The following is a 26,137-nucleotide window of genomic DNA, read 5'->3' on the forward strand; positions in this document are numbered from 1 at the left end:
TACGTCGATTGGGAAGGACGGTTGCGAACATGTCCGAGGTAATCGAAGCGGTCGAGGTCGATGTCCCGGTTCGTCAGGTCTATGACCAGTGGACGCGTTTTGAATCGTTTCCTGAGTTCATGGGGGGCGTGGAGCGCATCACGCAGCAGGATGACACGCATTCGCTGTGGGAGGTGTCGGTCGGGGGGCAGCACCGTGAGTTCGAGGCGGTGGTGACCGAGCAGGTGCCCGATGAGCGCATTGCGTGGAAGAGCGTCAACGGGGTTTCGCATGCGGGCGTGGTGACGTTTCACCGGATCGGTCCGCAGCGCACGCGGGTGACGTTGCAGTTGCATACGGCGCCTGAGGGCGTGGTGGAGCAGTTGGGCGACAAGCTGGGTGTGGTGAAGGCCCGGGTGAAGAGCGATATGAAGCATTTCCGGGAGTTCATCGAGTCGCATGGGGGGCCGGCGCAGGGCGGTTGGCGCGGTGAGGTTGCCCCGGGGCACGGCGAGGTGCGTCCTGATGGGGGTGGGGACGCGATCCGGCCGTCTGCTGCGCCCAAGCCGGGGCCGGGGACGTTTGGTGCTCCTGGGGGTCCGGACGCGCCGGGTGCTGGAGGGCGCGGGCCCGCTGTGTAGCGGTTGATGGTGGGTGAGGGGGTGGACCGGGTGGTCCGCCCCCTCTTCGTTGTGCGGTGGGGGTCAGTCGTTGAGGTAGGTGAGGACGGCCATGACGCGTCGGGAGTCGTCGGGGGAGGGTGGGAGGGAGAGTTTGGCGAAGATGTTGTTGATGTGCTTGCTGACGGCTTTGTCGGTGATGAAGAGGCGGGTGGCGATGGCGGAGTTGGAGCGGCCTTCGGCCATTTCTCCGAGGACTTCGCGTTCGCGGGCGGTGAGGGCGCCCAGGGGGCTTTCGGGGGTGTGTTTGGCGAGGAGTTGGGCGATGACCTCAGGGTCCATGGCGGTGCCGCCGGCGGCGACGCGGCGGATGGCTTCGATGAATTGGTTGATGTCGAAGACGCGGTCCTTGAGGAGGTAGCCGACGCCGCCTTGTCCGCCGGAGAGGAGTTCGCGGGCGTAGAGCTGTTCGACGTGTTGGGAGAGGACGAGGACGGGGAGGCCGGGGACGCGTTGGCGGGCTGCGATGGCGGCTTTGAGTCCTTCGTCGGTGTGGGTGGGGGGAAGGCGTACGTCAACGACGGCGACGTCGGGGCGGTGGTGCAGGAGTGCGTGGAGGAGGTCGGGGCCGGTGTCCACGGCGGCGACGACGGTGAAGTCGTGGGCGTCGAGCAGGCGGATCAGTCCGTCGCGGAGGAGGGCGAGGTCTTCGGCGATGACAACGCGCACGGTAGCTCCATGGTGATGATGGTGGGGCCTGCGGGTGGGCTGAGGAGAGTCATCGTCCCATCGAAGGCTGCGAGGCGGCGTTGGACGCCGGTGAGGCCGGTTCCGGTTGCGGGGGTGGCGCCGCCGTGGCCGTTGTCGCCCGCGACGATGACCATGCGGCCCAGGCCGTAGTTGATGCGGACCCAGGCGCGGGTGGCGTTGGCGTGTTTGGCGGTGTTGGTGAGGATTTCGGCGATGGCGAAGTAGGCGGCGGATTCGACGGGGTCGTCGGGGCGGCCGGGGAGGTCGATGTCAACGTCGATGGGGAGTTGTTGGGCGATGGCGAGGGCGTGGACGGCGCCGGGGAGTCCGCGTTCGACGAGGACGGGCGGGTGGATGCCGCGGACGAGGTCGCGGATTTCGGTGAGGGCCTGGCGGGTGGAGTCGCGGGCTTCGGTGAGGAGTTTTTGGGCGGCTGCGGGGTTGGTGGTGAGCATTTGTTCGGCCATGCCCAGGCTCATGCCGAGGGCGACGAGTCGGGCTTGGGCGCCGTCGTGGAGGTCGCGTTCGATGCGGCGGACTTCGGAGGCTTGGGTGCGGGTGGCGTCGGTGCGGGTGGCGGCGAGGTGGGTGATGCGTGCGGTGAGGTCGGCGTTGGTGGTGGGGGCGAGGAGGAGGCGGTTGAGGCGGGCGTAGGTGTGGATGAAGGGTGGGGTGGTGGGCCAGATGAGGAGGAGGACGAGGGAGGCGAGCAGGAGGATGGTGCCCAGGGTTGCGTTGAGGAGGAGCCAGGCGAGGTCGCGCCAGGTGGCGGGGTCGCGGGCGATGGCGATGGTGCGGGAGTCGAGTGCGGTTGGGAGGGGGCGGTAGGGGGTGGGGACGGGGGTGGTGAGGAAGGGGGTGAGGAGGGTGCGTTGGTAGTTGGCGTAGCGGCGGATGAGTGTGGTGGCGCCGACGAGGAGGGGGAAGCCGACCCAGAGCAGGGTGGTGAGGGAGGCGAGGAGGAAGAGGGCGGCGAGGATGATGCCGAGGAGGCCCAGGGGGAGGAAGGTGAGGGCCCAGCCGATGAGGGAGAGGCGGTTGGGCCGGTGGTCCTGGGCGGCCATGGTGGTCCTGTCCTGTGGGTGGGTGGGTTTTCATTGTCGTTGATGGTGGGGGCGGGGTCGGTGGTGTGGTGACCACTGTGGGGTGGACGTGGGCTCCCCCATGCCCTATGTTGTTCTCAGATAGAGAAAATCTCTATCTGAGAACAACTGGGGGTTGTGGTGGCCGAACATCCGGGCGGCGAGGCGGGGTTCCTCGCCGGCTACGATCCGCGGGCGTATGCGCCGGTGGCCGTCACCGTGGACGTGGTCGCCCTGACCATCCGCGGCGGCGAACTGCACGTGCTGTGCGTGCGCCGCGGACAGGAACCCTTCCGGGGGGCATGGGCACTGCCCGGGGGGTTCGTGCGCCCCGACGAGGACCTGGCGGATGCGGCCGTGCGCGAGCTCGCCGAGGAGACGTCGGTGCGCGCGGGCCTGCACCTGGAGCAGTTGGGCGGGTACGGGGCGCCGGGGCGCGACCCGCGCATGCGCGTGGTGTCCATGGCCTATGTGGCCTTGGCCCCGGACCTGGGAGAGGCGGTGGGCGGGGGGGACGCGGGAGACGCGTCGTGGCTGCCGGTGGCGGGGCTGGCCGCGAAAGTGGGGGCGTTGGCCTTCGACCACGACCAGATCCTGGCCGACGCGCTGGAGCGTGCCCGCGCCAAACTGGAGTACACGCCCCTGGCCGCGGCGTTCTTGCCGCGGGAGTTCACCATCGCCCAGTTGCGCGGGGTGTACGAGGCGGTGTGGGGTCGTGAGCTGCACGCCGCCAACTTCCACCGCAAGGTCGTGTCGGTGCCGGGGTTTGTCACCGACACCGACAGCCGTACGGAGTCGGGGGGTGCGCGCGGGGGACGGCGCGCGCGCCTGTACACGCGCGGCGCGGCCACGCTGTTGCATCCGGCGCTGCTGCGCGGCACCCCGGGACCCAGGGAGGAGGGGTGAGTACCGAGGAGGAGTTCGCCCGGGCGGAGCGGCGGGTGCTGGGGGCCCGCGAGGCCCACGAGCTGTTCGGGCCCGCGCCCGGGGTGGGGGGCGAGCCGGGGGAGCAGGCGGCGCGGTGCTGGCGTGCTCTGGCGCGGTCCCTGCACCCCGATGCGTGCCCGCCGGGCATGCGCGGGCGGGCGTCGGTGGCGTTCGCGCGGTTGGGGGTGCTGTGGGGCGGGTACCGCGGGGCCGGCGGCGAGCAGCAGGTGCGCATCGCCACCGCGCAGCGCTCCTACCGGGTGGGGGCGTTGGTGGCGCGCGGGGACATCGCCAACGTCTACCGGGTGAGCTACACGCGCAAGGGCGGGGAGCAAGGCGAGGCGGTGATGAAGATCGCGCGGTCGCCGGGCGACAGCGACCTGATGGCGGCCGAGGCGCACGCGTTGGCGCGTCTTGAGTCGCACGGCCCAGGGCACACCCGCGCCTACGTCCCGCGCCTGGTGGAGTCCTTCACCCACCGCGACGAGTCCACGGGGGCGCGTCGCGGGGTGACGGTCATGGAGCCCCTGGCGGGGTTCTTCACGCTGGCCGAGGTCGCGGCGGCCTACCCCGAGGGGGTGGACGCCCGTGACGCGGCGTGGATGTGGCGGCGCCTGCTGGTGGCGCTGGGCCACGGGCACCGGGCGGGGCTGGTGCACGGTGCGGCCCTGGGCGCCAACGTGCTCGTGCACCCCGGCGAGCACGGGCTGGTCCTGGCCGACTGGTGCTACTCGGTGCGGGCGGGGCAGCCGTTGGCGGCGATGGTGCAGGGCCAGGAGCGCTGGTACGGGCCGGAGGTGGCCGCGCGGGGGCCGGCCACCGCGGCCACCGACATCTTCACCGCGACCCGCACCATCGAGGCGTTGGTGGGCACGCGGATGCCGCCGCGGTTGGCGGTGTTCGCGCGCGGATGCGCGTTGGCCAATCCCGCGGCGCGTCCCGGCGACGCCTGGGCGCTGCTGGAGGAGTTGGACGAGGTGTTGGAGGAGTTGTGGGGGCCGCGGCGGTGGCGGCCCTTCGCGATGCCCGCCGGGGCCGCTGCCGAGGGTGTGGCGTCCCGGTAGCAGCGGGACACCGCGAAGGGCCGCGAGTACGCCGTTTTCAGAGTCGGATCGATTACGAGAGCAGGGAAGAACCATGGGAAGCGGACACTGGTCCACCGATGTGTACGGGGCGGCGCGGGCCTATCGCGCCAGTACCGGGGCGAGCGCGTTCGGCTACACCGACGACGTCAGCGCCAAGGCGCCGCGCAGTTCCTGGAAGGCCCACCCCAGCCTGGACCCCAAGGGGGTGGGGGTGCGGGAGAGCCGTGATTCCGATGAGCACCCGCTCTCCCAGGCCGTGGCGGTGCTGTTCGACGTGACCGGGTCGATGGGGCACATTCCGCGTGGTTTGCAGGCCAAGCTGCCGGAGCTGTTCGGGTTGCTGCTGCGCAAGGGCTACTTGGCCCACCCCCAGATCATGTTCGGCGGTATCGGGGACGCCACGTGCGACCGTGCGCCCTTGCAGGTGGGGCAGTTCGAGTCCGACAACCGTATGGACACCCAGTTGGGCGACATCCTGTTGGAGGGCGGGGGTGGCGGCCAGATGATGGAGTCCTATGAGCTGGCCATGTACTTCATGGCGCGGCACACGGCCATGGACTGCCTGGACAAGCGGGGCCGGCGCGGTTACCTGTTCCTCATGGGCGACGAGCTGGCCTATCCGGTGGTCAAGGCCAAGGAGGTGCGTGCGGTGATCGGGGACGACATCCACGACGACATTCCCCTGGCCCAGATCGTGGCCGAGCTCAAGGCGAAGTTCGAGGTGTTTCACATCGTGCCGGCGGGCGCCTACCACGCCAAGGACGCGCGTCTGGAGGAGTTCTGGCGGTCGCTGTTCGGCCAGAACGTGATCATGTTGGAGGACCTGGACGCGGTCAGCGAGACGATCGCGGTGACGATCGGGTTGGCCGAGGAGGCCATCGACCTGGCGCAGGGGCTGGCCGACCTGGGGGACGTGGGGTCCTCGGCGGGGGAGGCGGTGTCCAAGGCGTTGGCGCCCATCGCGCGCGGGCGCACGGTGGCGGTGCGCGGGGGGCTGCCCGCGGACCTGGGCGGGGGCGACGACGAGGCGGGTCCGGCGCGCACCAGGAGACTGTGAGATGCAGTCCCCGGTGATCGTGGTGGACCTGGGGTTCGGCGACGCGGGCAAGGGCACGGTCGTGGACTGGTTGTGTGCGCGCGACGGTGGGCGTCCGGCGTCGGTGGTGCGTTTCAACGGCGGGGCCCAGGCCGCCCACAACGTGGTGACCCCCGATGGGCGCCACCACACCTTCGCGCAGTTGGGGGCGGGGATGTTCACCCCCGGCACTGTGACGTTGCTGTCGCGGTTCATGCTCGTGGACCCCTTGGCGTTGGCGGCCGAGGCCGCGCACCTGCAGCAGTTGGGGGTGGTGGCGCCGTTGTCGCGGGTGATGGTGGATGCCGACGCGCTCGTCACCACCCCCTACCATCGGGCCGCCAACCAGGCGCGGGAGCGTGCCCGGGGTGCGGGGCGCCACGGGTCGTGCGGTATGGGGGTGGGGGAGACCGCGCGGTACGGGGTGTGCCATGGCGAGCAGGCGCCGCGGGTGGGCGACTGTGCCGATCCGGTGCGCATGCGGCGTCTGCTGGGGGTGTTGCGCGAACGGTTGGAAGCGGAACTGGGGCCTTTGGGCGGGCCGTCGGTGCAGGAGTGCGCGCAGGTGTTCGCCGCGTTCGCCCAGCGCGTGGAGGTGGTGGGCGGGGGGCGCTTGAAAGAGTTGGTCGCGCGGGGGCCGGTGGTCATGGAAGGCGCCCAGGGGGTGCTGTTGGACGAGTGGCACGGCCTGCACCCCCACACCACGTGGTTGACCACCACCAGCGCCAACGCGCGCGTCCTCCTGGAGGAGGCGGGGGCCGATGCGCCCTACACGTTGGGGGTGGTGCGCACCTACACCCCGCGCCACGGGCCGGGGCCGCTGCCCACGGAGGACCCGGGGCTGGGGCGTGCGCTGGTGGAGGCGCACAACGGCACCGGGCCCTGGCAGGGCGCGTTTCGGGTGGGGCACTTCGACGGCCCGTTGCACCGCTATGCGGTGGCGGCCACCGGGGGGGTGGACGGGGTGGCGTTGACGCACGTGGACGCGCCCGAACGGGCGGGGCTGCGGCTGTGTACCGGTTATGACACCGAGTGGGGGCCGATGGAGGAGGTGCCCGCGGCGGTGGTGGGCGATTTGGAGCGTCAGCAGGAGTTGGGGCGGGTGTTGGACAAGGCGGTACCGCGGCTGGTGGAGGTGGGCGCCCGGGAGTGGCCGGGTGTGGTGGAGCAGGCGCTGGGCGCACCGGTGGTGGTGGCGTCGAGGGGGCCCGGGCGCGGCGACAAGCAGGTGCGTGCGGCGGGGCGCGCGGTGGTGTGAAGCGGGGGCGCCGGTCGGGGGCCGCGCCCGGGCCTTGCCCTTCGTGGTCGCCTTCACCGCGGCTGCGGTGGCCTAGGAGGCCAGCTGTTCGCGTGCGCTGTGATCGGGGCCGGTCGGCTCGTCGGCGCCGTGTTCGGGCCGGTTGATGTCGGCCCACACCGTGTCGAGGGAGAGGCCGAGGACGTCGGCGATCGCGGCGATGGTGGGGAAGGCGGGGGTGGCTACGCGGCCCGACTCGATCTTGCGCAGGGTTTCGGGTGAGACGCGTGCGTCGAGTGCGGTCTCAAGCATCGAGCGTTCTCCCCTTGCGCGACGCAATAGGGCGCCGAGGCGCTGTCCGCGCTCGACCTCTGCGGGTGTGAGCGGCAACCTGACCATGGCTGCGACTCTAGCACCGGGATAATATGGCCGGGATAGTTATTGGTCGCATGAGGAGGGTGCCGCATGATCGAGATCCTGAACCCCACCAGCCTGCCCCAGGCAAGAGAGACGGGTGCCCTGGTCGCGGACATTTTGCAGACCATGAGGAGCCGTAGCGCCGTGGGCACGAACCTCCTGGACATCGACCGGTGGGCCAAGGCCATGATCGCCGAGGCCGGGGCGCAGTCCTGCTACGTCAACTACGCGCCGTCCTTCGGGCGCGGACCGTTTGGCCACTACATCTGCACGGCCGTCAACGACGCCGTGCTCCACGGACGGCCCCACGACTACGCGCTCGGGGACGGCGACCTGCTGACACTCGACCTCGCCGTCTCCAAGGGCGGAGTCGCGGCAGACGCCGCCATCAGCTTCATCGTGGGCGATTTTACGCCCCCGGAGAGCGTCGCGCTGATCAGCGCGACCGAACGGGCGTTGAGCGCGGGCATCGCGGCGGCCGGGCCCGGAGCGCGCATCGGCGACATCTCCCATGCCATCGGCACGGTCCTCAGCGAGGCGGGGTATCGGATCAACACCGAGTTCGGAGGTCATGGCATCGGATCGACGATGCACCAGGACCCGCACGTCTCGAACACCGGACGCCCCGGCCGCGGATACAAACTGCGTCCCGGGCTGCTGCTCGCACTGGAGCCGTGGGTCATGGCCGACACCGACGAGCTCGTCACCGATGCCGACGGGTGGACGCTGCGAAGCGCGACGGGCTGCCGGACGGCACACAGTGAGCACACGATCGCCATCACCGAGGACGGAGCCGAGATCCTCACCGTGGCGGGGCGGGCGCAGCCGTGAGGGACGCAGCCGCGCCCGTCCTGGCGCCCCGCCGCGGAGCGCCGGTGGGAAGAACGGTTGTTCGCCGTCCCACGCCGACCGCCGCACCCCATCCGCAACGGCGCGCCCGTGTGCCCGATCAGTGCGCTTGGGCGGGGACGGCGACCAGGGCGCAGAAACCGGCGTCCAGGTGCAGGACGTGGGCCAGGTCGAGGTGGGCCCGGGTGCACAGGGCGGCGTACTGGTCGCGGGTGCGTTCGCGTCCGCCGGTGATGGCCATCATGTGCAGGTCGTGGGCGATGGACAGGGTGGAGTCGGGGCTGAGCAGGCGTTCGACGACCAGCAGGCGCGCGTGTGCGGGCATGGTCGAGCGGATGCGGGTGAGGATGCGCGCGGCGTCGGCGTCGTCCCAGTTGTGCAGGACGCGGCTGAGCGTGTAGACGTCGGCGGGCGGGGCGGCGTCGGTGAAGAAGTCGGCGGGGCGGGTGCGGGCGCGCCCCTGGGCGACGAGGCGGTCCATGGCGGGGTCCAGGCGGGCGAGGACGTCGGCGCGGTCGGTGAGGGTGCCGCTGAGGTGGGGGTGGTGGGCCATGAGGGTGGCCAGGAAGCGGCCGTTGCCGCCGCCCACGTCGGTGAGGGTGCGGGCGGTGGTGAAGTCGTGGTCGGTGGCCAGACGGGTGGCCGCGGTGTGGGAGGCGGCGGCCATGGCGGTGTCGAAGACGGCTGCGTCGTCGGGGGTGGCGTGCAGGTAGGGGTAGACGGGGGCGCCGTTGGCGTGGGGGAAGGCGGCGTGCCCGGTGCGGATGGTGTGCTCCAGGTGCTGCCAGGCGCTGGTGATGGCGGGCAGCGCGTAGAGGCGGGCCAGGGGGGCGAGGCTGTGGGGGTGGGCGCGGGTGAGCAGACGCGCGGCGGGGGCCAGGGCGTGACCGTCCGGGTGGGGGGTGACCAGGTGGGCGGCGGTGAGCAGGCGGAGCAGACGTTCGAGGGAGGGGGCGTGGGTGCGGGTGCGGTGGGCGATGTCGCCGGTGGTGCGGGGGCCCTCGTCGAGGATGTCGAAGACGCCGATGCGCAGTGCGGTGTGCACGGCGTGGGTGGTCCAGGGGGCGGTGAGCAGGGCCAGGACGGTGTCGGCGTCGGATCGCACGCCCCAATGGTAACGGTGGGTGAGAGGGGGTGTGGTGAGAGCGGCGGACTGCCGGTGGGCGGCCCGCCGCTGTGGCGCGGCAGGGGTCAGGGCCAGCGCATGTCGGTTGAGTGGGGCAGGGCGCTGACGCGGGTCTCGGGGTGGGCGTTGAGTTCGGTGTGGAGTTGGGTCCATGCCTGGGCGGGGGTGTTGTCGGTGCCGGTGCAGCCGCGTTGGGCGCAGGCTTTGGACTGGGACATGGCGCCGGCGAAGCGCAGGGCGGGTGCACCGGCGCGTTTTCCCCATGCGCTGATGTGGGACCACTGACGGGCCTGGACGCCGTCGGTGCGGTAGATCTGGGGGATGACGTGCATGCGGGCGGGGGCCGCGCCTCCGGCCACGTAGTGGACGTCGCCGGTGGTCCAGCCGTTGTGGCAGGTGGTGGAGGAGGACCCGTAGAAGGGGCAGCCGTCGGCGGAGTTGGCGGCGTAGAGGTTGACGGTGGCGCTGGTGGTGAAGGCGCGCACCCAGTCGCGGGCCCAGGCGGGGGCGGACCAGGAGGGTTCGGCGTCCACGGCCCCGGTGATGGTGACGGCGTCGGTGGTGGCGCGGCGGGCGGCCTGGTTCACGGTGGTGGCCCAGGCGCGTCCGGCGGTGGCACCATCGACGCCGCCGTCGGACTTGTTGTTGACGCCCAGCGCCAGGAGGGCGGTGGCGCCTGCGGTGCGGCAGTCGGTGAAGCCGCGGGCCCAGGCGTGGGCGGCGTCGATGGCGCGCGAGGTGGGGACGCGACTGGTCGTGGTGGCCGCGGTGGTCCCGGGGTGGCGCAGGACTCCGCCGGCTTCCTGGGTGCCGAAGAACAGGACGCGCAGTCCCGAGCGTCCGCTCGTGCCTTGGGCGCATCCGGCGCCGCGGGCGTGGTCGAGGTCGGAGGCCGCTCCGGTGAGGGTGAGGTAGTGGCTGGTGGTGGCCGCAGGTGCGGTTGCGGCGGTGGCGGGGGCGAGGGGGGTGAGGGGGGTGAGGGGGGTGAGGGCCAGGGCCGCCACCAGGAGGGGCAGGGCTGCGTGTGCGGGGCGCGGGGCGGGTGCCATGGCGGACGTCCTCGGGTGGTCGGGGCCGGGTGGTGCTGCCTATTGAGCCCCGGGTGCGGGGTGCGGGGCCACCCGACGTGCAAAACGGGCGTTTCTGCCGCTCATGGTGGGCAAGTGGGGTGTTGGGGGTGGAATCGGCGGGGGGTCGGGGCGATGTCATCCAATGGCTACACGGCGGCGACGTCCCGGAAAAACACGGCGGCTATAACGAGTCGCTAGGCGTGGTCATCGATGCCGCTGATCAGGCCCGACTCGTTGGGGGCGCTTGAGTGCGCGCCGGAGCCGATCCATGGGGAGGCAACGTGCTGGCAGAGGTAGAGGCATGGCTGGACAAGCGCACCAGCCGCGCACAGGACTGGGACGCGCGGGAGCTGGCCGCGGCCAAGGGACAGCAGAGAGTCACCGTGGTGTTGCCTGCCCGTAACGAGGCCGCGACCGTGGGGTCGATCGTGGCGAGTATCCGCACCGCCCTGTGCGAGGAGGTGGCGCTGGTCAACGAGATCGTGGTCATCGATTCGCGCAGCAGCGACGACACCGCGCAGGTGGCGCGCGGGGCGGGCGCCACCGTCTACCACCAGGACGCCATCCGGCCCGACCTGGCCGGAGGGGAGGGCAAGGGGGAGGCGTTGTGGAAGTCGCTGTTCGTGGCCACCGGCGACATCCTGGTCTTCGTCAACGCCGACCTGCTCAGTTTCACGCCTTCCTACGTGACGGGGTTGCTGGGGCCGCTGATCAGTGATGACACGGTGGCCTACGTCAAAGCCTGCTACGACCGCCCGCTCAAGGGCACCCCTGGGCAGACGTTCAACGGGGGCCGGGTGACGGAGTTGGTGGCGCGCCCGCTGCTCAACCAGTACTGGCCGCGCCTGGCCGGGTTCGTGCAGCCGCTCTCGGGCGAGTACGCCGGGCGTGCCCACGTGCTGCGGGGTCTGCCGTTCGTGTCGCACTACGGCGTGGAACTGGGGTTGTTGGTGGACCTGGTGGAGCAGTACGGGTTGGATGCGATGGCGCAGGTGGACCTGGGGCGGCGTGAGCACACCAACCAGACCACCCCCGACCTGGGGGTGATGGCCGCCCAGATCCAGCACACCGCGCGTCTTCGCCTGGTGCGTTCGGGCCGGTTGGTGGAGCCCCAGGGGGAGGCGGCCACGACGCTGGTGCAGTACGTGCGTTCGGGGGCCGGCGAGGGCGACTACGCGCCGCGTCCACGCGAGACCGCCATCACCGAACGCCCGCCCGCCGACACCTTGGAGCCCGTCCTGGTGTGAGGTGGCGCGCCCCCGCCCGCGCCGCGCCAAGGAGCGGGCGGGGTTAGCGTTGGGTCCTATGCGAAGCGGTGGTGGGGCGCTGGCGTGGTGGCGCGGTCACGGCGTGGTCGTCAACGCGCTGGTGGCGGCGGGGTTATGCGTCACGGTGGTGCACTGGCTGTGGCAGTGGCGTCCGGGCGGGGGGTTCGATCTCGCCGGGCCGGTCGTGGCCATGGTGGTGACGTTCGGTGCGCTGGCGGCGCGCCGGGTGTGGCCGTTGCCGGTGGCGGTGCTGGTGAGTGCGGGCGTGGTGGCGTGTGTGGCCACGGACATCGTGCGGATGCCGTTTGTGCTCGCCCACGGGATCAGCGTGTACTCGGTGGCGCGTCATCGCGGGCGCGCGGCCGGGATGACGGCCGCGGGTGTGGGGTCGGCCGCGGTGGCGGTGGCGTACACGTGGTGGGACGGGCAGCCGCTGCTGGACCCCATCGGGACGGGGTGGGTGGTGTGGCTGTTGTTGGCGTTGGCGGTGGGCGAGGCCGCCCGGGTGCGCCGCGACTACGTGGTCGAGGTGGAGGGGCGGGCCCGTCGCGCCGAGGAGTCGCGCGAGCAGGAGGCGCGTCGGCGCGTGGTGGAGGAACGGCTGCGGATCGCGCGTGAACTCCATGACGTGGTGGCCCACCACATTGCGGTGGTGAACGTGCAGGCGGGGGTGGCCACGCATCTGATCGGGCACAATCCCGGGGCCGCCGAGGAGGCGCTGGGGCATGTGCGCCGCTCGGGGCGGGCCGTCATGGTGGAGCTCAACGCGCTGCTCAACGTGTTGCGCCAGTCGGGGGAGCCGGTGGCGCCCACGCGGCCTACGCCGGGGGTGGCGCAGTTGGAGGGGTTGGCGCGGTCGTTCGCCGCGGCGGGACTCCAGGTGGAGTGGGAGGTGGGCGGGCACGCACGTCCGGCACCGTTGGGGGTGGAGCTGGTGGCCTACCGGTTGGTGCAGGAATCGTTGACCAATGCCCACAAGCACGGCCGCGGGTCGGGGGCGCAGGTGGTGTTGGACTACACCGACGATTCGCTGCGTATCAGGGTGCGCAACGACCGTGAGCGCGAGATGGGCGAGGGCGGGGCTCCCGGCAGCGGGTTGGGGTTGGTGGGGATGCGTGAGCGGGTGGCTGCGGTGGGTGGGACGCTGAGTGCGGGCCCCACCCGTGAAGGGTTCGTGGTGGAGGCGGTGCTGCCCATCACCGAGCGGTGAGGGCGGGGACGACGACAAGTGGGGGCGACGGGTTGATTCGGGTGCTGTTGGCTGATGATCAGACCCTGATCAGGGCCGGGTTTCGGGCCCTGATCGATTCGGCGCCGGACATGGTGGTGGTGGGGGAGGCCGCGACGGGCGCCCACGCGGTCGAGTTGGCGCGCTCGACCCGGTGCGACGTGGTGCTGATGGACATCCGTATGCCGGGCATGGACGGGTTGGCGGCCACGCGCGCGATCACCGCCGACGAGGACCTGGCGGGGGTGCGGGTGTTGATCTTGACGACGTTCGAGATCGACGAGTACGTGTTCCAGGCGCTGCGGGCCGGTGCCAGCGGGTTCTTGGGCAAGGACGTGGAGCCGGTGGAGTTGTTGGATGCGGTGCGCCGGGTGGAGCAGGGCGACGCGTTGCTGTCACCGGTCGCCCTCAAAGGTCTGATCGCGAACTTCCTGGCCCAGCCCGATGCCAACCCGTTGGCTGCCAGCGCGCGTCTTGGGGCGTTGACCGCGCGCGAGCGCGAGGTGATGGCGTTGGCGGGTGCGGGCCTGGGCAACGACGCGATCGCGGAGCGGTTGTTCGTGGCGCCGTTGACGGTCAAGACGCACATCAACCGGGCCATGGTGAAGTTGGGGGCGCGTGATCGCGCCCAACTGGTGGTCATCGCCTACCAGACGGGGCTGGTCAGCCCCGGGGAGTTCCCTGAGGCGCGGTGAGGTGTGGTGTTCCCCGGGCCGGTGGGCCCGGGGAACACCATCGGTCCCACGCTGCGCGGGCCGGCCCGGGTTGCGTGCCGGCGTGGCCGGCCCTAGCGGTGGGACGTGTGGAGGAGGCGCCGGGTGGGGCGGGGCGCCTCGGGTGGGGCGGGAACGCACAGGAGGACGACGCCGCGCGCGGCCACGATGGCGCTCAGCAGCGCCACCCCCGCCCCCCACGGTCCGCCCGCGTAGGTCTCGCCTATGAACAGCAGGCCCGCGCACACCGATGCCAGCGGGTTGGCCAAGGTCATGGTGGCCAGGGGCGCGCCCACGTCCATGCGGGAGTAGGCGGCCTGGGACAGCAGTAGGCCCGCGCCGGCGAGGAGCGCGGTGGCGGTCGCGGCCAGGCTCAGCGCGCCCCAGGGCCCGGCTGCGGCTACCGCGTCCAGGACGGTCTTGGCCAGGGCCGAGGCCGCCCCGAAGGACACTCCTGCCGCGGCTGCCAGCAGCAGGCTGCGCGTCACCGCCGTGTGTGTCGCGGTGCTCGCGCCGGCGAGTGCGACGACCACCGCGCCGGCGGTCGCGCTCAACGCAAGCACGCGGGTGTCGGTGAGGGTGTGTCCGGCGGTTCCCGCGCCGGCGGTGACCACCAGGACCGACAGGGCCAGGACGGTCAGCAGCGCGCCGTGCCACTGGCGTGGGCTGACACGGCGTGCGGCCAGCCACGCCGACCAGGGCAGGGCGATGACCAGGGTGAGGGTGCCCAGTGGCTGCACCACGATGAGGGTGCCGTAGGCCAGGGCGACGGCGTGCAGGATCGCGCCGGTGCTGTTGAGGGCGACCGAGATCCACCACAGGCGGCGGGTGAGCAGCCGGGAGAGGGGGCGGTGGGGGGCGGTGGCGTCGAGTTGGGCGGCCAGGTGGCGCTGGGCCACGGCTCCGCCCGCGTATCCCAGTGCCGAGACCGCCGAGAGTCCCACGGCGATGCACAGTGCGCTCACTCCCGCTCCCCTCGTGCGCGCTCGTGGTCGGTGACGGTCATGGCTCCACTGTGGCGGTGGGGCGTCTGCGGTGTCGTCGTCCAGGGCGAGACTGTTGCGGCTACTGCGTTGGTAGTAGCACTACGTAGAAGATGCCCTTTTTTCGGGGTTCTCATCGTTGTTGTGGTGGGTCGTGCCCGGGTGCGGGGCGGGTGATCGCGGTGGTGGGCGGGCTGGGCGGCTTGGTGAATTGCGGCACGGATTCGCGCGACTTGCGCCTGTTGATTTCCCGTGACGTATGCGGACCTGTGATCATTACCAGCGTGTGGCGTTTATTGATCGGTGACCTGTATCCCGACGCGGAATTCTCCGAGCCGGCGAAGGAGGCTGTGTTCTGGCAGATCGAGAAGGCGTTGGGCCTTCCCGTGCCGCTGGACCTGGTGGAGCTGCTGCGTGAGACCAACGGGGTCGCCAACGAGTACGGCGACGCGGTGGTGTGGTCGGCTGAGCGCATCGTGGAGGACAACCTCGCGATCCGCGCCGAGCCCGACTACCGGGAGTTGTATGCGCCCTTTGACGATCTGCTGTTCTTCGGCGACTCCGACATGGGGCCGCAGTTCGCCTACGTGCACACCGGTTACGGGGCGGGCATCGTGGTGTGGGACCACGAGACCGACGAGCGCACGCTCACGGTGGTGTCGCTGCGCGACTACCTGGTGCGGTGTTTCAACGACGGCAACGACTGGTTCCGCTGAAGCGGTCGGGGGCGGTGGTGGCACTGGCCCCCGGAGACGGCGGCCGGTGCCGTTTGGGCCTCAGCGCACCGTTACCGGGGCGGGAGCGGGGGATCGGCCGGCGTGTCTGCGCCGGTCCAGCAGCCCTGAGGCGCCCATGAGGCCCAGGCCCAGCACCGCCAGCACCGACCCCACCAGGTTGGGGGAGGCGTAGCCGTAGCCGGCGGCGATGACCAGCCCGCCCAGCCACGCGCCCGCGGCGTTGGCCAGGTTCAACGCGGAGTGGTTGAGGGCCGCTGCCAGCGACGGGGCGCCGTGGGCGACGTCGATGAGGCGGGTCTGCAGGGCGGGGACCAGGGCGCTGCCGGCGACCCCGATGAGCAGGACGGTTGCGACTGCGGTGACGGGGTGGCGCGCGGTGACGTAGAACAGCGCCAGCAGCACGATCATGGCGGTGAGGGAGGCGTACATGGTGGCCATGAGGCGGCGGTCGGCCAGGCGCCCGCCCAGGACGTTGCCCACGGTCATGCCTACGCCGTAGACGGCCAGCACGAGGGGGACCGCGGCCACGTCCAGGCCGGCGACCTCGGTCATCATGGGTTTGATGTAGGTGTAGGCGGCGAACATGCCGCCAAATCCCACGGCTCCGGTGAGCAGGGCCAGCCACACCTGTACGCGTTTGAGTGCGCCCAGTTCCGAGCGCATGGTGGCCTGGGGGGCGGGTGGGGTGCGTGGGACGAAGACCGCGAGCAGGGCCAGGGTGAGGGCGCCCACGCCCACCACGATCCAGTAGGTGCTGCGCCAGCCCAGGGTCTGGGCGGCCAGGGTCGCGGCGGGGACCCCCACGATGTTGGCGATGCTCAACCCCACCAGGATCATCGAGATGGCCTGGGCGCGTTTGTGCGCGGGGACAAGGCCGGCGGCCACCACCGAGCCGATCCCGAAGAACGTCCCGTGGGGGATGCCGGTGAGGACGCGCGCGGCCAGCAGCGTGGTGAAGGTGGGGGCCAGGGCGGCTGCTGCGTTGCCTACGACGAACAGCACCATGAGGGCGATGAGCAGGAATTTGCGGTCCACGCGTGCGCCCAGGGCGGTCAGCAGCGGGGCGCCCACGACCACGCCCAGGGCGTAGCCGGAGATGAGGTGGCCGGCCGAGGGGATGGACACGCCGAAGTCGGCTGCGACTTCGGGCAGGATGCCCATGGCGACGAATTCAGTCGTTCCGATACCGAATCCGCCGGCGGCCAGGGCAAGGATCGCGAGGCCGGCCGGGCGCGCGGCGGCGGAGGTGGGGGCGGTGGTAGGCACGATAGGGGGGAACGGTCGAGGCGCCGACGATGTTCCTCATCGGGTCATCCCAGGTGTGTGAGTCGTGTCATGGATGTCGGTGTGGTGGGGGCTGGGCGGCGAGCACGCGCCGGTCCACCTTGCCGTTGGGGGTGCGGGGCAGGGCCCGGAGATAGTGGGCGGCGTCGATGACCATGGACCTGGGCAGCCGGGTGGCACAGTGGCTCTTGAGGTTGACGATGTCGGGACGGTGGCTGCCCGCGGGGACCAGGAAGGCCACCAGGCGGGCCTCCAGGCCGGCGCCGGTCACCACCACTGCCGCGGCTGCGAGGTGGGGGTGGTCGTGGAGGACCGACTCGATCTCGCCCAGTTCCATCCGGTGGCCGCGAACCTTGACCATGGAGTCGTTGCGCCCGAGATAGTGGTAGTCGCCCTTGCTGTCCTCGACCACTCGGTCGCCGGTGGGGTAGGGGCCGGTTTGGGGGGCGCGGCCCCAGTACCCGAGCATGACCGTTGGGCCGCGCACGACCAGTTCGCCTTCTTCGCCCGCCTCCACCCGGTCGCCGTTCTCGTCCACGGCCCAGACCTCGTTGTCGCAGCAGGCGCGGCCGATGGCCACCGGGTGGATCCGGTCGGCGGGGATCTGGTCAACCTCCCAGAAGGTGCACACGTTGGTCTCGGTGGGGCCGTAGAAGTTGAACAGGCGCGCGTGGGGCAGGTGCGCGCGCAGGCGGCGCAGGTGGGGAAGCGGGTAGGGCTCGCCGGCGAACGCCACGACGCGCAGCGCCGGGAGAGGCGTGTGCAGGAGGCCGCCGTAAAGGGCCATCAGCATGAGCGCCGACGGCACCGAGTACCACACGGTGATCTCGTTGTCCTGCGCGAAGCGCACCAATGACCGCGCAGCGTAGGCGGCGTCCTCGGGGACCAGGTAGACGCAGGCACCGGACCGGAAAGCGGCGTAGAGGTCGAAGACCGACAGGTCGAAATGCAGGGGGGCGTGGCAGGACAGGCGGTCTGTGGCGGTGAGCCGCAGCTCGGCCGCGGCCCAGTTGACGAACGCCATGGCGTTGGCGTGTGACAGGCATACGCCTTTGGGGCGGCCGGTGGACCCCGAGGTGTAGAGGATGTAGGCGAGGTCGCCGGGGCCGTCCAGTGCCGGGAGCGGTGCGGGCGTGGATCCCGGCACGTCCCCGACGTGCAAGGAATCGGCGCACAGCAGAGCCGTGTGCGCCCCGGCCTCGGTGAGTATGCGCAGGCGGGGGGTGTCGGTTGCCACCGCGGCGGCGGCGCAGTCGTCGATGATGTGGCGGGCCCGCTCCAGGGGCGCACCGGGGTCGATGGGGACGTAGGCCGCCCCCAGGCGGAGGGCGGCTTGGGTCACGGCGACCGCGTGCACGGACTTGGTCATCCACATCGCGACCCGGTCGCCGGCTCCCACCCCAAGCCCGGCCAGTGCCGCGGCCAGCCGGTCGGCTTCGGTGTCGAGGTCGCGGTAGGTGAATGCGGCGGTGGCATCGACCACCGCGCGGGCGTGCGGGGTGCGGCGGGCGGCCGCGCGCACCAGGGCCTCCAGCCTCACAATCCCAGCTCCTTGGCGATCTGCTCCAGTTGGATGTCGCAGGTGCCGGAGAAGATCGTGGCGGCCACGGCGTCGTCGAGGTCGCGGCCCACTCCTGAGGCCGCGTGTACGCCGTGGCCCGCGAAGATCCGTGCCGTGTCCAGCGCGGCGGCGAGAGAGCCTTCGGCGACTTCGTGTTTGGCCATGGCCACCTCCAGGCGGGCGGGCCGATCGCGGTCCAGGAGCCAACACGCCCGCCACAGCAGCAGCCTGGCTGCGTCGAGGCGGATGCGCATGCGCGCTATGCGGTGCGACACGGCCTGATTGGCGGCGATGGAGCGGCCGAACTGGCGGCGCTGGCGCGCGTGGGCGATGCAGCGGTGCAAAAGACGCTCGGTGCGGCCGAGGTAGGCGGCGAACAGGCAGGTGCGCTCCCAGCGCATGCCCTGTTGGAATATCGCCGCACCCTGGCCGGGGGCGCCCAGGAGGGCGGCTGCGGGCACCGTACAGCGGGTGAGGTGGACGTGCGAGGCCGGGCAGCGGCGCAACCCGGTTTTGGCGAAGGGCGCGCCGACGGTGAGGCCGGGGGCGGTGCGCTCCACCGCGAAGGCGCTCACCCCCAAGTGCCCCAGGGAGGGGTCGGTGACCGCGTAGACCACGAACACGTCGGCCAGGGGGCCGTTGCTGACGAACGTCTTGGTGCCGTTGAGCTCGTAGTGGTCGCCGACCCGGTGCGCCCGCGCGGTCATCGCCATCGCATCGGACCCGGCGGTGTCCTCGGTGATGGCGTTGGCGCCGATCCATTGCCCCTCGCACAGCAGGGGGAGCATCCTGCGACGGGTCTGGTCGTGTCCGTACTCGGCGATGGGCATCGCGCAGGCGAAGAGGTGGGCCAGGGCGCCGAAGAGCAGCCCCATGTCGGTGCCCGACCGGCCCAGGCCCTCTGCGGCGTGCGCCGTCTGCAAGAATCCCCGTCCGGCTCCCCCGTAGCGCCGGGGAACGCTCAACCCCATGACGCCCAGCTCGGCATAGCGTTTCCACTCGTCCTTGGTGAAGTATCCCGGCGCGGGGCAGGGCAGGGCGTCGGCGCCCAGCCGCATACGGTTGTACTCCTCGTTTTCCTGGTCGGTCCAGTCGAAGTCCACGGGCAGTACAGTAATCCGGTTCCGGGTCTTTTTCCTCAGTAATTGTGTGGCAACCGTGGGATTTTTTCTTCCGCCTATTGGGGGAGAGGAAGAGCCCGATGCGGCCAATTTTCTCCTCTTCATGGGCGATGGATTCACCCGAAATGGTGATGCGGGGTCGATCATTGAGAGTGGGGGAGTCGTGGGGAATCCAGGGAAAATCATCCGTATGCCGGACGCGTCGTGGCGCGTCGAGTGCGTAGGCTCTGCCGGGGCGTGTTCATCACCCCCCAGTCGCAGGGCGTTTGGACGGAGTCGTCACGTGGGTGAAACCGATATCCGTGAAATTCTGCTCGATTATTTGACGAAGGAGGTGATCGAGTCTCCCGGTGCTCGTGTGCGGCCCGACACCGCACTCCTGGAACTCGGAATCCTCAATTCGCTTTCCACGATGAGGCTCACGTCGTTCATCCATCGCAGGTTCGAGGTGGAGATTCCACTGGAGGACATGGTGGGCCGCAACTTCAAGGACGTGAACTCCATCAGCAGGCTCGTGGCCGGCCTGCTCGAAGGTTCCAGCGAACAGGGGTAGTCCCATGACAGATTTCGACATCGGCGTCATCGGCGGCGGTCCCGCCGGGTCCACCATGGCCTCCTACCTGGCCAAGGCGGGATTGTCGTGTGCGTTGTTCGAGAGCGAACTGTTTCCCCGGCCGCACGTGGGCGAGTCGTTGATCCCGGCGACCACCCCCGTCCTGGAGGAGATCGGGGCGTTGGAAAAAGTTGATTCCGCCGGGTTCCCCCGCAAATACGGTGCGGCGTGGACCTCGGCGGCCGCCGCCCAGATCCCCACGATGGGCTTCGAGCTCTCGCACGGGTTCCGTGCGGCCGACGTCATGTTCAACGAGCGTGATCAAAGCGGCGTCAAGCAGGATTACACCTACCACGTCGATCGCGGGGCCTTCGACCTGCTGTTGTTGCAGCACGCGGAGTCGTTGGGCGCCAAAGTTTTTTCCGGGGTGCGGGTCACCCGCGTCAACGTCACCCGGCCCGCGCCCGAGATCGTGTTCGCGATGGGGCGCCGTGAGCAGACGGTGCGGGTGAAGATGGTCGTCAACGCCAGCGGGCGCAGCACCCTGCTGGGGCGCCAACTCAAACTCAAAGTCGCCGACCAGGTCTTCAACCAGTACGCCATCCACACGTGGTTCGAGGGGCTCGACCGGTCGGCGCTGGCGGTCGGGGACAAACAGCAGGACTATATATTCATTCATTTCCTGCCCATCACCGACACCTGGGTCTGGCAGATTCCCATCACCTCCACCGTCACCAGTGTCGGGGTGGTCACCCAGAAGAAGCATTTCACCGACGCCAAACAGCAATGGGAGAAGTTTTTCTGGGAGTGCATGGAAAGTCGCCCCGAACTCGCCGCAGCGCTCAAGGGCAGCAAACGCGTCCGCCCCTTCAAGCCCGAGGGCGACTACAGCTATTCCATGAAGCAGATCTGTGGCGACAGGTGGCTCATGGTCGGGGATTCGGCACGTTTCGTCAACCCGATCTTCTCCAGTGGCGTCAGCGTGGCGATGAACAGTTCGCGGATCGCTTCCCACGACATCGTCGCCGCAGCCGAGCACGGAGATTTCACCAAGCCGTCGTTTTCCGCCTACGAAACAAAATTGCGTCGTGCCGTGAACAACTGGTACGAGTTCATTGCCATCTATTATCGGCTGAACATTCTTTTCACGGCTTTCGTCGCTGATCCGCGTTATCGCGGTGACGTCCTGCGCATGCTCCAGGGCGACGTCTACGACGGCGGTGAACCGGTGGCCCTGACCAAGATGCGCGCGATCACCCGGCAGGTGGAACAGGACCCCGACCACCTCTGGCATCCGCACCTGGGGACGCTGCGCGCCTTCAGCCAGAGCGCCATGTTCTGACCGCCGAAAGGACTCCGACCGGTGAAGAAGTTCCTGCTGAACGAGAACGAGATCCCGAGCCACTGGTACAACGTGCTCGCCGACCTGCCCACCCCGCTGGCCCCCTATCTCCATCCGCTCACCGGTGCGCCGCTCACCCCCGCCGACCTGGAGCCGCTGCTGGGGCGCGAGGTCATCGAGCAGGAGTTCAGCACGCAGCGGTGGATCGAGATCCCCCACGAGGTCCGCGACATCTACCGGATGTGGCGCCCCTCCCCGCTGTGCCGTGCCGAGCGTCTGGAACGAGCCCTGGACACCCCCGCCAGGATCTATTTCAAATACGAGGGGACGTCGCCGGCAGGCTCGCACAAAGCCAACACCGCCGTCCCCCAGCTCCACTACGCCGCCCGGGAAGGCGTAGGGCGCGTCACCACCGAGACCGGGGCGGGACAGTGGGGCTCGGCCCTGGCCTTCGCCGGGGCCCTGTTCGGTATCGAGGTGGCCGTCTACATGGTCAAAGCCTCCTACGAGCACAAACCCTACCGGCGCAGCCTCATGCACACCTGGGGGGCCACCGTCACGGCCTCGCCCTCGGCACTGACCCGGGCCGGACGCCGTGCACTGGAGGCCGACCCCGATTCCCCCGGCAGTCTGGGGCTGGCCATCTCCGAGGCGGTCGAGGACGCGTTGGGGCGTCCCGACACCAAGTTCACTCTCGGGTCGGTGATGAACCACGTCGTGTTGCACCAGTCCGTCATCGGACTGGAGGCCAAACGCCAACTGGAGATAGCCGAGGACTACCCCGACGTGGTGGTGGGATGTGTGGGCGGCGGCTCCAACTTCTCCGGGCTGGCGTTTCCCTTCCTGGCACCCGACCGCACGCGAAACGGCCCCGGACCCCGGTTGGTGGCCGCCGAACCCGCGGCCTGCCCGACGTTGACGCGAGGCCGTTTCGGTTACGACCACCCCGACACCGCCGGGCTGGGCCCGCTGCTGCCGATGCGCTCGCTGGGCAGTGCCTTCATGCCCCCGCCCATCCACGCCGGTGGTCTGCGCTTCCACGGGGACGCGCCCGCGCTGTGCCACCTGTACGAGAACGGTCGGGTCCAGGCGCGCGCCTTCGAGCAGAACGAGGTCTTCGCCGAAGCGGTGCGTTTCGCACGCACCGAAGGGTTCGTCATGGCCCCGGAGTCGGCGCACGCGCTCAAAGGCGCAGTGGAGGAGGCGCTGGTGGCCCGCGAGACGGGACAGGTCCAGACCATCCTCTTCGGGCTCTCCGGTCACGGGCATTTCGACCTGGCGGCCTTCGACGCCTTCCTGGCGGGCCGGTTGGAGGACTACGCGCTCAGCGACGAACAGATCAACGCGTCGCTGAGCACCATGCCCGCCCTCCGGCCGGCCGGAGGGCGACACGGTGGATGAGGGGTGGATCGACGTTCACCACCACGCCTACCATCCGCGCCTGGTCGCGGAGTTGGCCGCGGGTGGAATACGGTCCATGGCGCCGGGGGTGCCGGTCCCCCAGTGGCGGGCCGCCGACTCCCTGGCGGTCATGGACCGGTGGGGGATCGGCGGCGCCGTGCTGTCGGTGCTGCTGCCCGATGCGGTTCTCCACCACGGCCACGGACTGGTGCGGCGTGCCAACGAGTGGACGGCCCAACTGGTCGGTGATCACCCGGGGCGGTTCTGCGCGCTGGCGTGCCTGCCCCTGCCCGACGTGGGCGCCACTCTCGCGACGATCGACCACGCCTTCGACGACCTGGGGATGAACGGCGTCGTCGTGGGCACGCCCCTGCCAGGTGGCCGTCTCCTGGCCGATCCGGAGTTCGTCCCGGTGCTCACGGAACTGAACCGTCGTCATGCCGTGGTGTTCATCCACCCCAACCCGGGAGTGGGGTGCGTGTGCGCCGCCAACGGCGGCGCGGCGATTCCCCCGCCTCTGGTGGACTTCGTGGTCAGCACGACGCGGGGCGTGCTGGACCTGGTCTACCGGGGGAGTGTGCAGCGCCATCCCCACATCCGTTTTCTCCTGGCCCACGCCGGGGGGATGCTTCCCTACCTGCTGGAACGGTTGGAATTGGCCCAGGTGTGGGTGGCGGGGGGCAACCCGAACGCCACCGCTGATTCCGTGCGTCGCACACTGGCCCGGTTCTACTACGAGGTCGCCCAGTCGGCCTGGCCGGGGGCGTTGGAGTGCCTGGGTGCGGTGACCGACCAGGACCACATCCTCTTCGGCTCGGACTTTCCGTTCATGCCCGACAGCGTGGTGGGGCGAACGCGCGCGGCCGTCATCGCCCAGCCGGGCCTTTGCACCGAGCAGGTGGCACGTGCGGGGGCCTTGACGCTGTTTCCCGGTTTTGCGTCCTGAGGCATGGGGGTGGCCGTGGTCCGTTACTTCGAGTGTTTCCGTGTCGGGGACGTGCACCGGTTGGGGGCGTGGGCGGTCACCGAACAGCAGATCGTCGAATTCGCCACCGTCTTCGACCCCCAGCCCCGACACGTCAACGTTGACGGCGGAGTGGTGGCCAGCGGATGGCATGTCGCAGGGATCTTCATGCGGCTCTACGTCGATGCGTTGCTGAGTGCGACCGCGGCGGAGGTTTCCCCGGGGGTGGAGGAGATGCAGTGGCTGGCACCGGTGCGCCCGGGGGCGGTGCTGTGCGGACGGGTGCGGGTGCTGGGGGTGCAGCCGTCGATGTCGCGGCCGGACTGCGGGGTCGTCCACCAATGCGGAGAGTTGGTGGACGAGAATTCCGTTCCCGTTCTACGTGTTGTGTTCTACGGCCTGATAAAAAGATCGCCTGCCCTATGATCAGCGTCATGAATCACTCTTTCGCTCTCACTCCGGGAGAGATCCTTTCCGCGAAGTCGATCCCTTTTTCTGCTTTTGAGCACGTTCCGATCCGGACATTGGACGACATCGAACGCGAACTCGCTCTTCCCCCGGAATTGCTGCTTAAGACGATGGCGTTTCGCGTCGCTGATTCCCACCTGGTGCTCGCCGCGCTGCCGATCCTGTCGCGTGTCCACTACGGGCGTCTGGCCCGGTCCGTGAACGTCTCCCGGTCGCTGTTGCGTCAGGCCGAGGAGGCCGACTTGCAGGAGTTGGGTATGGAGCCGGGGGGTGTCAGCCCATTGACCCGGCTTCCCGGTGTCGTCGTGGTGTTCGACAGCGCGGTGCAGAGGATGGACACCGTCTACTGCGGTAGCGGTCGTGCCGACGCGACCATCAAAATAAAGGCCGGGGACCTGGCGGCCGCCGTTGACGCGCGGTTCGCCGAGATCGCGCACTGAGGGGGTGGTATTCAGCGGGCGCTGAGCAGCACCCGTCCCGCCAGCGCGATCAGGACCGTTCCGGTGACGGCCTCGAGTCGGCGCCGGATCGCCGGGCGGCGAAACCATGTGCGGGCGCGGGCCACTCCGGCGGCCAGTCCGAGGTACAGCGTGGTTTCCACGAGCACCTGGACCAGCGCCAAAATCGCGGTCGTCTGCAGAAACGGCTGCGAGGGCGCGATGAACTGCGGGTAGAAGGCGAACATGAAGACCGCGGCCTTGGGGTTGGCCAGCTGGACGACGAAGCCTTCGGTGAACGCCGCCCGCCAGGCGCCACGGGGGTGGGGCGGATCGGAGTCGGGGGGGTGCGTGGTGTCGGGTTCGGGGGAGGCGCGGAAAACGCTCACCCACGAACGCACCCCCAGGTAGAACAGAAAACCCGCACCCGCGACCTGAATTACCAGGTAGGCGGTATCGGAGGCCGCCACTAGCGCCGCCAGTCCGGCTCCTGCGGCCAACGCCCACACGTAGATCCCCAACTCCAGCCCCACCACCGTGGCCACGGTCGGCCAGAACCCCTGGAGGGCGGCGCGGCGAAAGATCAACGCCATGGCGGGCCCCGGAGACGCCGAAATCAGGACGACGGCGAGCAGGAATGCCGGTAGTACCCGAACAATTTCCACGAAAGGGGCCTTCCGTATTCGCAAAACATGGCGCCGGGCAATGAGCATACCGAGCCCCGTGCGACTGCGGGGGACGTCCGCAATTCGTGTCCATCGGTGGGGATTCGGTAGGAGTGCGGCGAAAACCCGCCGGAAGACGTTGATTGATTGCGCAGATCTGGGGAGGCGTAATGGTTGTTCGGGCCCGCGGCCCCGAAAACGGCATGGTGTGCGATTGGATTTTCGTGTGCCCGGGGCGGGCGGCGTGCTGTCGGTGCGTCCATCGGGCGAGGGGCCGAAACCGGCCATTGCGTCGCCCCGTCGATCGGCGGGGCACGGGACCTCTCTTGATGTCGGAGGTGGCGCGTGGGGGAGGGGGACGCCTGCCGGCGGCCGTCCCGGCAGGCGGCAGAGGGTTAAGCTGGCAGCCAGGTCAGGGTGTCGTCCAGTGGGCGCGGTTAAAATCCACGATTACGCTTCCGGTGTGCCGGGCCGCGGCCGGCCCCAGTCGCCATAAATGCAGAAAGCGAGATTTCTTCTTTCTTTGGGGGTCCCTTGGAGACAGATTCTCGTGAAGTTTCTGTTCTCATTGTCGAGAGTCGGCATTTTTCGTTCATCGGGCTGAACAGCATGATCGACGGTTCGCCGGGGGTGTCGGTGACAGGGCGTGCCTCGTCGTTGGAGGAGCTCAGGCAGCACGTCTGCTCCACCCCCATCGACGTGGTCGCCGTGGGCCACCTCTTTGAATGCCAGGACACGGTGCGTGCGGTTGACACGATCGTGGCGCAGGCCGAGTCGCCGATCAGGCTCGTCGTGCTCCTGGACCCCGCTGAGAGCCTGCGGGGGGAGGGGCTGCGCTGCGAGTTCGCGACACTGCCCACCGATATCAGAGTGGAGGAGCTCTCCGCCGCGATACGCGTGCTTTCCGCGGGGTACGTGATCCGTCTACCGGGCGCGGGCGTTTCCGCGGCGGAGAGCGGTACGCGGGGCGGTTCGTTCGCCAAGGAGATCGATGCGATAACCCGGCGGGAGTCGGACGTGTTCTCGCTTTTGGCGCGGGGACACAGCAACGCCGAGATATCGCGGTTGCTCTCCATCAGTGAGAACACCGTGAAGTCCCACGTGCGCAGCATCCTGGCGAAACTGGGGCTTCGCAACCGTGCCGGTGCGGTGGTCTACGCGCACGAGAACAAGATTTTTTGACGCGCCCCGTCCT

Annotated in this window: 27 protein-coding genes; 17 read left to right on the top strand and 10 right to left on the bottom strand. The window is 69.9% G+C overall.

Going from position 1 to position 26,137, the window contains the following annotated elements; genetic code table 11:
• The first annotated feature begins 29 nt into the window (after positions 1 to 29).
• Positions 30 to 620, top strand: coding sequence for an SRPBCC family protein (locus AC0VYP_RS11660; protein ID WP_475474011.1), 591 nt, complete (start codon positions 30 to 32; stop codon positions 618 to 620).
• Between the two features lie 63 nt (positions 621 to 683).
• Here the strand turns inward: AC0VYP_RS11660 and AC0VYP_RS11665 are convergent, their stop codons facing one another.
• Positions 684 to 1,328 carry a response regulator transcription factor gene (locus AC0VYP_RS11665; RefSeq protein ID WP_285759636.1) on the bottom strand — a complete coding sequence of 215 codons (645 nt, stop codon included), beginning with the start codon at positions 1,326 to 1,328 and terminating at the stop codon, positions 684 to 686.
• On the bottom strand, positions 1,280 to 2,413 hold the full coding sequence (locus tag AC0VYP_RS11670) for a sensor histidine kinase (protein ID WP_285759638.1): 1,134 nt from the start codon (positions 2,411 to 2,413) through the stop codon (positions 1,280 to 1,282). Before AC0VYP_RS11670 ends, AC0VYP_RS11665 begins: the two co-directional genes overlap by 49 nt.
• A 159-nt stretch (positions 2,414 to 2,572) precedes the next feature.
• Here AC0VYP_RS11670 and AC0VYP_RS11675 point away from each other — a divergent pair, with 159 nt between their 5' ends.
• The 4 genes from AC0VYP_RS11675 (at position 2,573) to AC0VYP_RS11690 (ending at position 6,776) form a co-directional block, all read left to right on the top strand.
• The gene (locus AC0VYP_RS11675) at positions 2,573 to 3,337 is read left to right on the top strand and encodes an NUDIX hydrolase (RefSeq protein WP_285759640.1); all 765 of its coding nucleotides are present in this window, start codon (positions 2,573 to 2,575) and stop codon (positions 3,335 to 3,337) included.
• Positions 3,334 to 4,422, top strand: a complete 1,089-nt coding sequence (locus AC0VYP_RS11680; protein ID WP_285759641.1) for a protein kinase family protein — start codon at positions 3,334 to 3,336, stop codon at positions 4,420 to 4,422. The genes AC0VYP_RS11675 and AC0VYP_RS11680 overlap by 4 nt, the downstream gene beginning before the upstream one ends.
• A 73-nt stretch (positions 4,423 to 4,495) precedes the next feature.
• A complete protein-coding gene (locus AC0VYP_RS11685; RefSeq protein WP_475474013.1) occupies positions 4,496 to 5,500 on the top strand; it encodes a hypothetical protein in 1,005 nt (334 codons plus the stop codon).
• A gap of 1 nt (position 5,501) precedes the next feature.
• Positions 5,502 to 6,776 (top strand): adenylosuccinate synthetase, encoded by a 1,275-nt coding sequence (locus AC0VYP_RS11690; RefSeq protein ID WP_475474014.1) that lies wholly within the window; start codon positions 5,502 to 5,504, stop codon positions 6,774 to 6,776.
• A 72-nt stretch (positions 6,777 to 6,848) separates the two neighbouring features.
• Here the strand turns inward: AC0VYP_RS11690 and AC0VYP_RS11695 are convergent, their stop codons facing one another.
• A complete protein-coding gene (locus AC0VYP_RS11695; RefSeq protein ID WP_285759645.1) occupies positions 6,849 to 7,154 on the bottom strand; it encodes a helix-turn-helix domain-containing protein in 306 nt (101 codons plus the stop codon).
• A gap of 66 nt (positions 7,155 to 7,220) precedes the next feature.
• On the opposite strand from AC0VYP_RS11695, the gene map reads away from it, so the two are divergent.
• Positions 7,221 to 8,003, top strand: a complete 783-nt coding sequence (gene map, locus AC0VYP_RS11700) for a type I methionyl aminopeptidase (protein ID WP_475474015.1) — start codon at positions 7,221 to 7,223, stop codon at positions 8,001 to 8,003.
• Positions 8,004 to 8,121: 118 nt separating this feature from the next.
• Here the strand turns inward: map and AC0VYP_RS11705 are convergent, their stop codons facing one another.
• Both AC0VYP_RS11705 and AC0VYP_RS11710 read right to left on the bottom strand, forming a co-directional pair.
• Positions 8,122 to 9,126: a methyltransferase gene (locus tag AC0VYP_RS11705; RefSeq protein WP_475474016.1), complete on the bottom strand. Its 1,005-nt coding sequence runs from the start codon at positions 9,124 to 9,126 to the stop codon at positions 8,122 to 8,124.
• Between the two features lie 86 nt (positions 9,127 to 9,212).
• The gene (locus AC0VYP_RS11710; RefSeq protein ID WP_475474018.1) at positions 9,213 to 10,196 is read right to left on the bottom strand and encodes a hypothetical protein; all 984 of its coding nucleotides are present in this window, start codon (positions 10,194 to 10,196) and stop codon (positions 9,213 to 9,215) included.
• Between the two features lie 302 nt (positions 10,197 to 10,498).
• Between AC0VYP_RS11710 and AC0VYP_RS11715 the strand changes: the two genes are divergently transcribed.
• Genes AC0VYP_RS11715 through AC0VYP_RS11725 form a run of 3 tightly spaced genes read left to right on the top strand, consistent with a single transcriptional unit; the run spans position 10,499 to position 13,408 of the window.
• Positions 10,499 to 11,464, top strand: a complete 966-nt coding sequence (locus tag AC0VYP_RS11715; protein WP_475474019.1) for a glucosyl-3-phosphoglycerate synthase — start codon at positions 10,499 to 10,501, stop codon at positions 11,462 to 11,464.
• 58 nt (positions 11,465 to 11,522) lie between these two features.
• Positions 11,523 to 12,695 carry a sensor histidine kinase gene (locus AC0VYP_RS11720; RefSeq protein ID WP_475474020.1) on the top strand — a complete coding sequence of 391 codons (1,173 nt, stop codon included), beginning with the start codon at positions 11,523 to 11,525 and terminating at the stop codon, positions 12,693 to 12,695.
• 32 nt (positions 12,696 to 12,727) lie between these two features.
• On the top strand, positions 12,728 to 13,408 hold the full coding sequence (locus AC0VYP_RS11725) for a response regulator transcription factor (RefSeq protein ID WP_285759654.1): 681 nt from the start codon (positions 12,728 to 12,730) through the stop codon (positions 13,406 to 13,408).
• Positions 13,409 to 13,500: 92 nt separating this feature from the next.
• On the opposite strand, the gene AC0VYP_RS11730 is transcribed toward AC0VYP_RS11725, so the two are convergent.
• A complete protein-coding gene (locus AC0VYP_RS11730; protein WP_475474021.1) occupies positions 13,501 to 14,391 on the bottom strand; it encodes a DMT family transporter in 891 nt (296 codons plus the stop codon).
• A gap of 302 nt (positions 14,392 to 14,693) precedes the next feature.
• Here AC0VYP_RS11730 and AC0VYP_RS11735 point away from each other — a divergent pair, with 302 nt between their 5' ends.
• On the top strand, positions 14,694 to 15,125 hold the full coding sequence (locus AC0VYP_RS11735; protein ID WP_285759656.1) for an SMI1/KNR4 family protein: 432 nt from the start codon (positions 14,694 to 14,696) through the stop codon (positions 15,123 to 15,125).
• 60 nt (positions 15,126 to 15,185) lie between these two features.
• Here the strand turns inward: AC0VYP_RS11735 and AC0VYP_RS11740 are convergent, their stop codons facing one another.
• The 3 genes from AC0VYP_RS11740 to AC0VYP_RS11750 all read right to left on the bottom strand — a co-directional run bounded on the left by AC0VYP_RS11740 (position 15,186) and on the right by AC0VYP_RS11750 (position 19,094).
• Positions 15,186 to 16,412: an MFS transporter gene (locus AC0VYP_RS11740; protein ID WP_285759658.1), complete on the bottom strand. Its 1,227-nt coding sequence runs from the start codon at positions 16,410 to 16,412 to the stop codon at positions 15,186 to 15,188.
• Between the two features lie 67 nt (positions 16,413 to 16,479).
• On the bottom strand, positions 16,480 to 17,970 hold the full coding sequence (locus AC0VYP_RS11745) for an amino acid adenylation domain-containing protein (protein WP_475474023.1): 1,491 nt from the start codon (positions 17,968 to 17,970) through the stop codon (positions 16,480 to 16,482).
• Positions 17,967 to 19,094 carry an acyl-CoA dehydrogenase family protein gene (locus tag AC0VYP_RS11750; protein ID WP_475474024.1) on the bottom strand — a complete coding sequence of 376 codons (1,128 nt, stop codon included), beginning with the start codon at positions 19,092 to 19,094 and terminating at the stop codon, positions 17,967 to 17,969. Before AC0VYP_RS11750 ends, AC0VYP_RS11745 begins: the two co-directional genes overlap by 4 nt.
• Positions 19,095 to 19,395: 301 nt before the next feature.
• Between AC0VYP_RS11750 and AC0VYP_RS11755 the strand changes: the two genes are divergently transcribed.
• From AC0VYP_RS11755 to AC0VYP_RS11780, 6 genes are read left to right on the top strand one after another with little or no spacing between them, the layout of a single operon-like run.
• The gene (locus AC0VYP_RS11755; protein ID WP_285759664.1) at positions 19,396 to 19,665 is read left to right on the top strand and encodes an acyl carrier protein; all 270 of its coding nucleotides are present in this window, start codon (positions 19,396 to 19,398) and stop codon (positions 19,663 to 19,665) included.
• A 4-nt stretch (positions 19,666 to 19,669) separates the two neighbouring features.
• The gene (locus AC0VYP_RS11760) at positions 19,670 to 21,007 is read left to right on the top strand and encodes an NAD(P)/FAD-dependent oxidoreductase (protein ID WP_475474026.1); all 1,338 of its coding nucleotides are present in this window, start codon (positions 19,670 to 19,672) and stop codon (positions 21,005 to 21,007) included.
• Positions 21,008 to 21,028: 21 nt separating this feature from the next.
• Positions 21,029 to 22,408, top strand: coding sequence for a TrpB-like pyridoxal phosphate-dependent enzyme (locus AC0VYP_RS11765; protein ID WP_475474027.1), 1,380 nt, complete (start codon positions 21,029 to 21,031; stop codon positions 22,406 to 22,408).
• A complete protein-coding gene (locus AC0VYP_RS11770) occupies positions 22,401 to 23,354 on the top strand; it encodes an amidohydrolase family protein (RefSeq protein ID WP_285759670.1) in 954 nt (317 codons plus the stop codon). Before AC0VYP_RS11765 ends, AC0VYP_RS11770 begins: the two co-directional genes overlap by 8 nt.
• Before the next feature lie 9 nt (positions 23,355 to 23,363).
• Positions 23,364 to 23,798 (top strand): MaoC/PaaZ C-terminal domain-containing protein, encoded by a 435-nt coding sequence (locus tag AC0VYP_RS11775; protein ID WP_475474028.1) that lies wholly within the window; start codon positions 23,364 to 23,366, stop codon positions 23,796 to 23,798.
• A gap of 8 nt (positions 23,799 to 23,806) precedes the next feature.
• The gene (locus tag AC0VYP_RS11780) at positions 23,807 to 24,280 is read left to right on the top strand and encodes an aminoacyl-tRNA deacylase (protein WP_285759672.1); all 474 of its coding nucleotides are present in this window, start codon (positions 23,807 to 23,809) and stop codon (positions 24,278 to 24,280) included.
• A gap of 11 nt (positions 24,281 to 24,291) precedes the next feature.
• On the opposite strand, the gene AC0VYP_RS11785 is transcribed toward AC0VYP_RS11780, so the two are convergent.
• Entirely contained in the window at positions 24,292 to 24,942 is a 651-nt protein-coding gene (locus AC0VYP_RS11785; protein ID WP_475474029.1) for a LysE family translocator, read from the bottom strand.
• A gap of 609 nt (positions 24,943 to 25,551) precedes the next feature.
• Here AC0VYP_RS11785 and AC0VYP_RS11790 point away from each other — a divergent pair.
• Positions 25,552 to 26,124, top strand: coding sequence for a response regulator transcription factor (locus AC0VYP_RS11790; protein WP_285759676.1), 573 nt, complete (start codon positions 25,552 to 25,554; stop codon positions 26,122 to 26,124).
• Positions 26,125 to 26,137 lie beyond the last annotated feature (13 nt).

The sequence above is a fragment of the Nocardiopsis sp. iso_186 genome (assembly GCF_056173365.1).

What these genes read in the sequence shown, in the direction of transcription:
- AC0VYP_RS11790 (WP_285759676.1), top strand. Translation starts at nt 25,552, where the DNA reads ATGATCGACGGTTCGCCGGGGGTGTCGGTGACAGGGCGTGCCTCGTCG.
- AC0VYP_RS11685 (WP_475474013.1), top strand. Translation starts at nt 4,496, where the DNA reads ATGGGAAGCGGACACTGGTCCACCGATGTGTACGGGGCGGCGCGGGCC.
- AC0VYP_RS11720 (WP_475474020.1), top strand. Translation starts at nt 11,523, where the DNA reads ATGCGAAGCGGTGGTGGGGCGCTGGCGTGGTGGCGCGGTCACGGCGTG.
- AC0VYP_RS11695 (WP_285759645.1), bottom strand. Translation starts at nt 7,154, where the DNA reads ATGGTCAGGTTGCCGCTCACACCCGCAGAGGTCGAGCGCGGACAGCGC.
- AC0VYP_RS11670 (WP_285759638.1), bottom strand. Translation starts at nt 2,413, where the DNA reads ATGGCCGCCCAGGACCACCGGCCCAACCGCCTCTCCCTCATCGGCTGG.
- AC0VYP_RS11660 (WP_475474011.1), top strand. Translation starts at nt 30, where the DNA reads ATGTCCGAGGTAATCGAAGCGGTCGAGGTCGATGTCCCGGTTCGTCAG.
- map (WP_475474015.1), top strand. Translation starts at nt 7,221, where the DNA reads ATGATCGAGATCCTGAACCCCACCAGCCTGCCCCAGGCAAGAGAGACG.
- AC0VYP_RS11760 (WP_475474026.1), top strand. Translation starts at nt 19,670, where the DNA reads ATGACAGATTTCGACATCGGCGTCATCGGCGGCGGTCCCGCCGGGTCC.
- AC0VYP_RS11780 (WP_285759672.1), top strand. Translation starts at nt 23,807, where the DNA reads ATGAATCACTCTTTCGCTCTCACTCCGGGAGAGATCCTTTCCGCGAAG.
- AC0VYP_RS11710 (WP_475474018.1), bottom strand. Translation starts at nt 10,196, where the DNA reads ATGGCACCCGCCCCGCGCCCCGCACACGCAGCCCTGCCCCTCCTGGTG.
- AC0VYP_RS11690 (WP_475474014.1), top strand. Translation starts at nt 5,502, where the DNA reads ATGCAGTCCCCGGTGATCGTGGTGGACCTGGGGTTCGGCGACGCGGGC.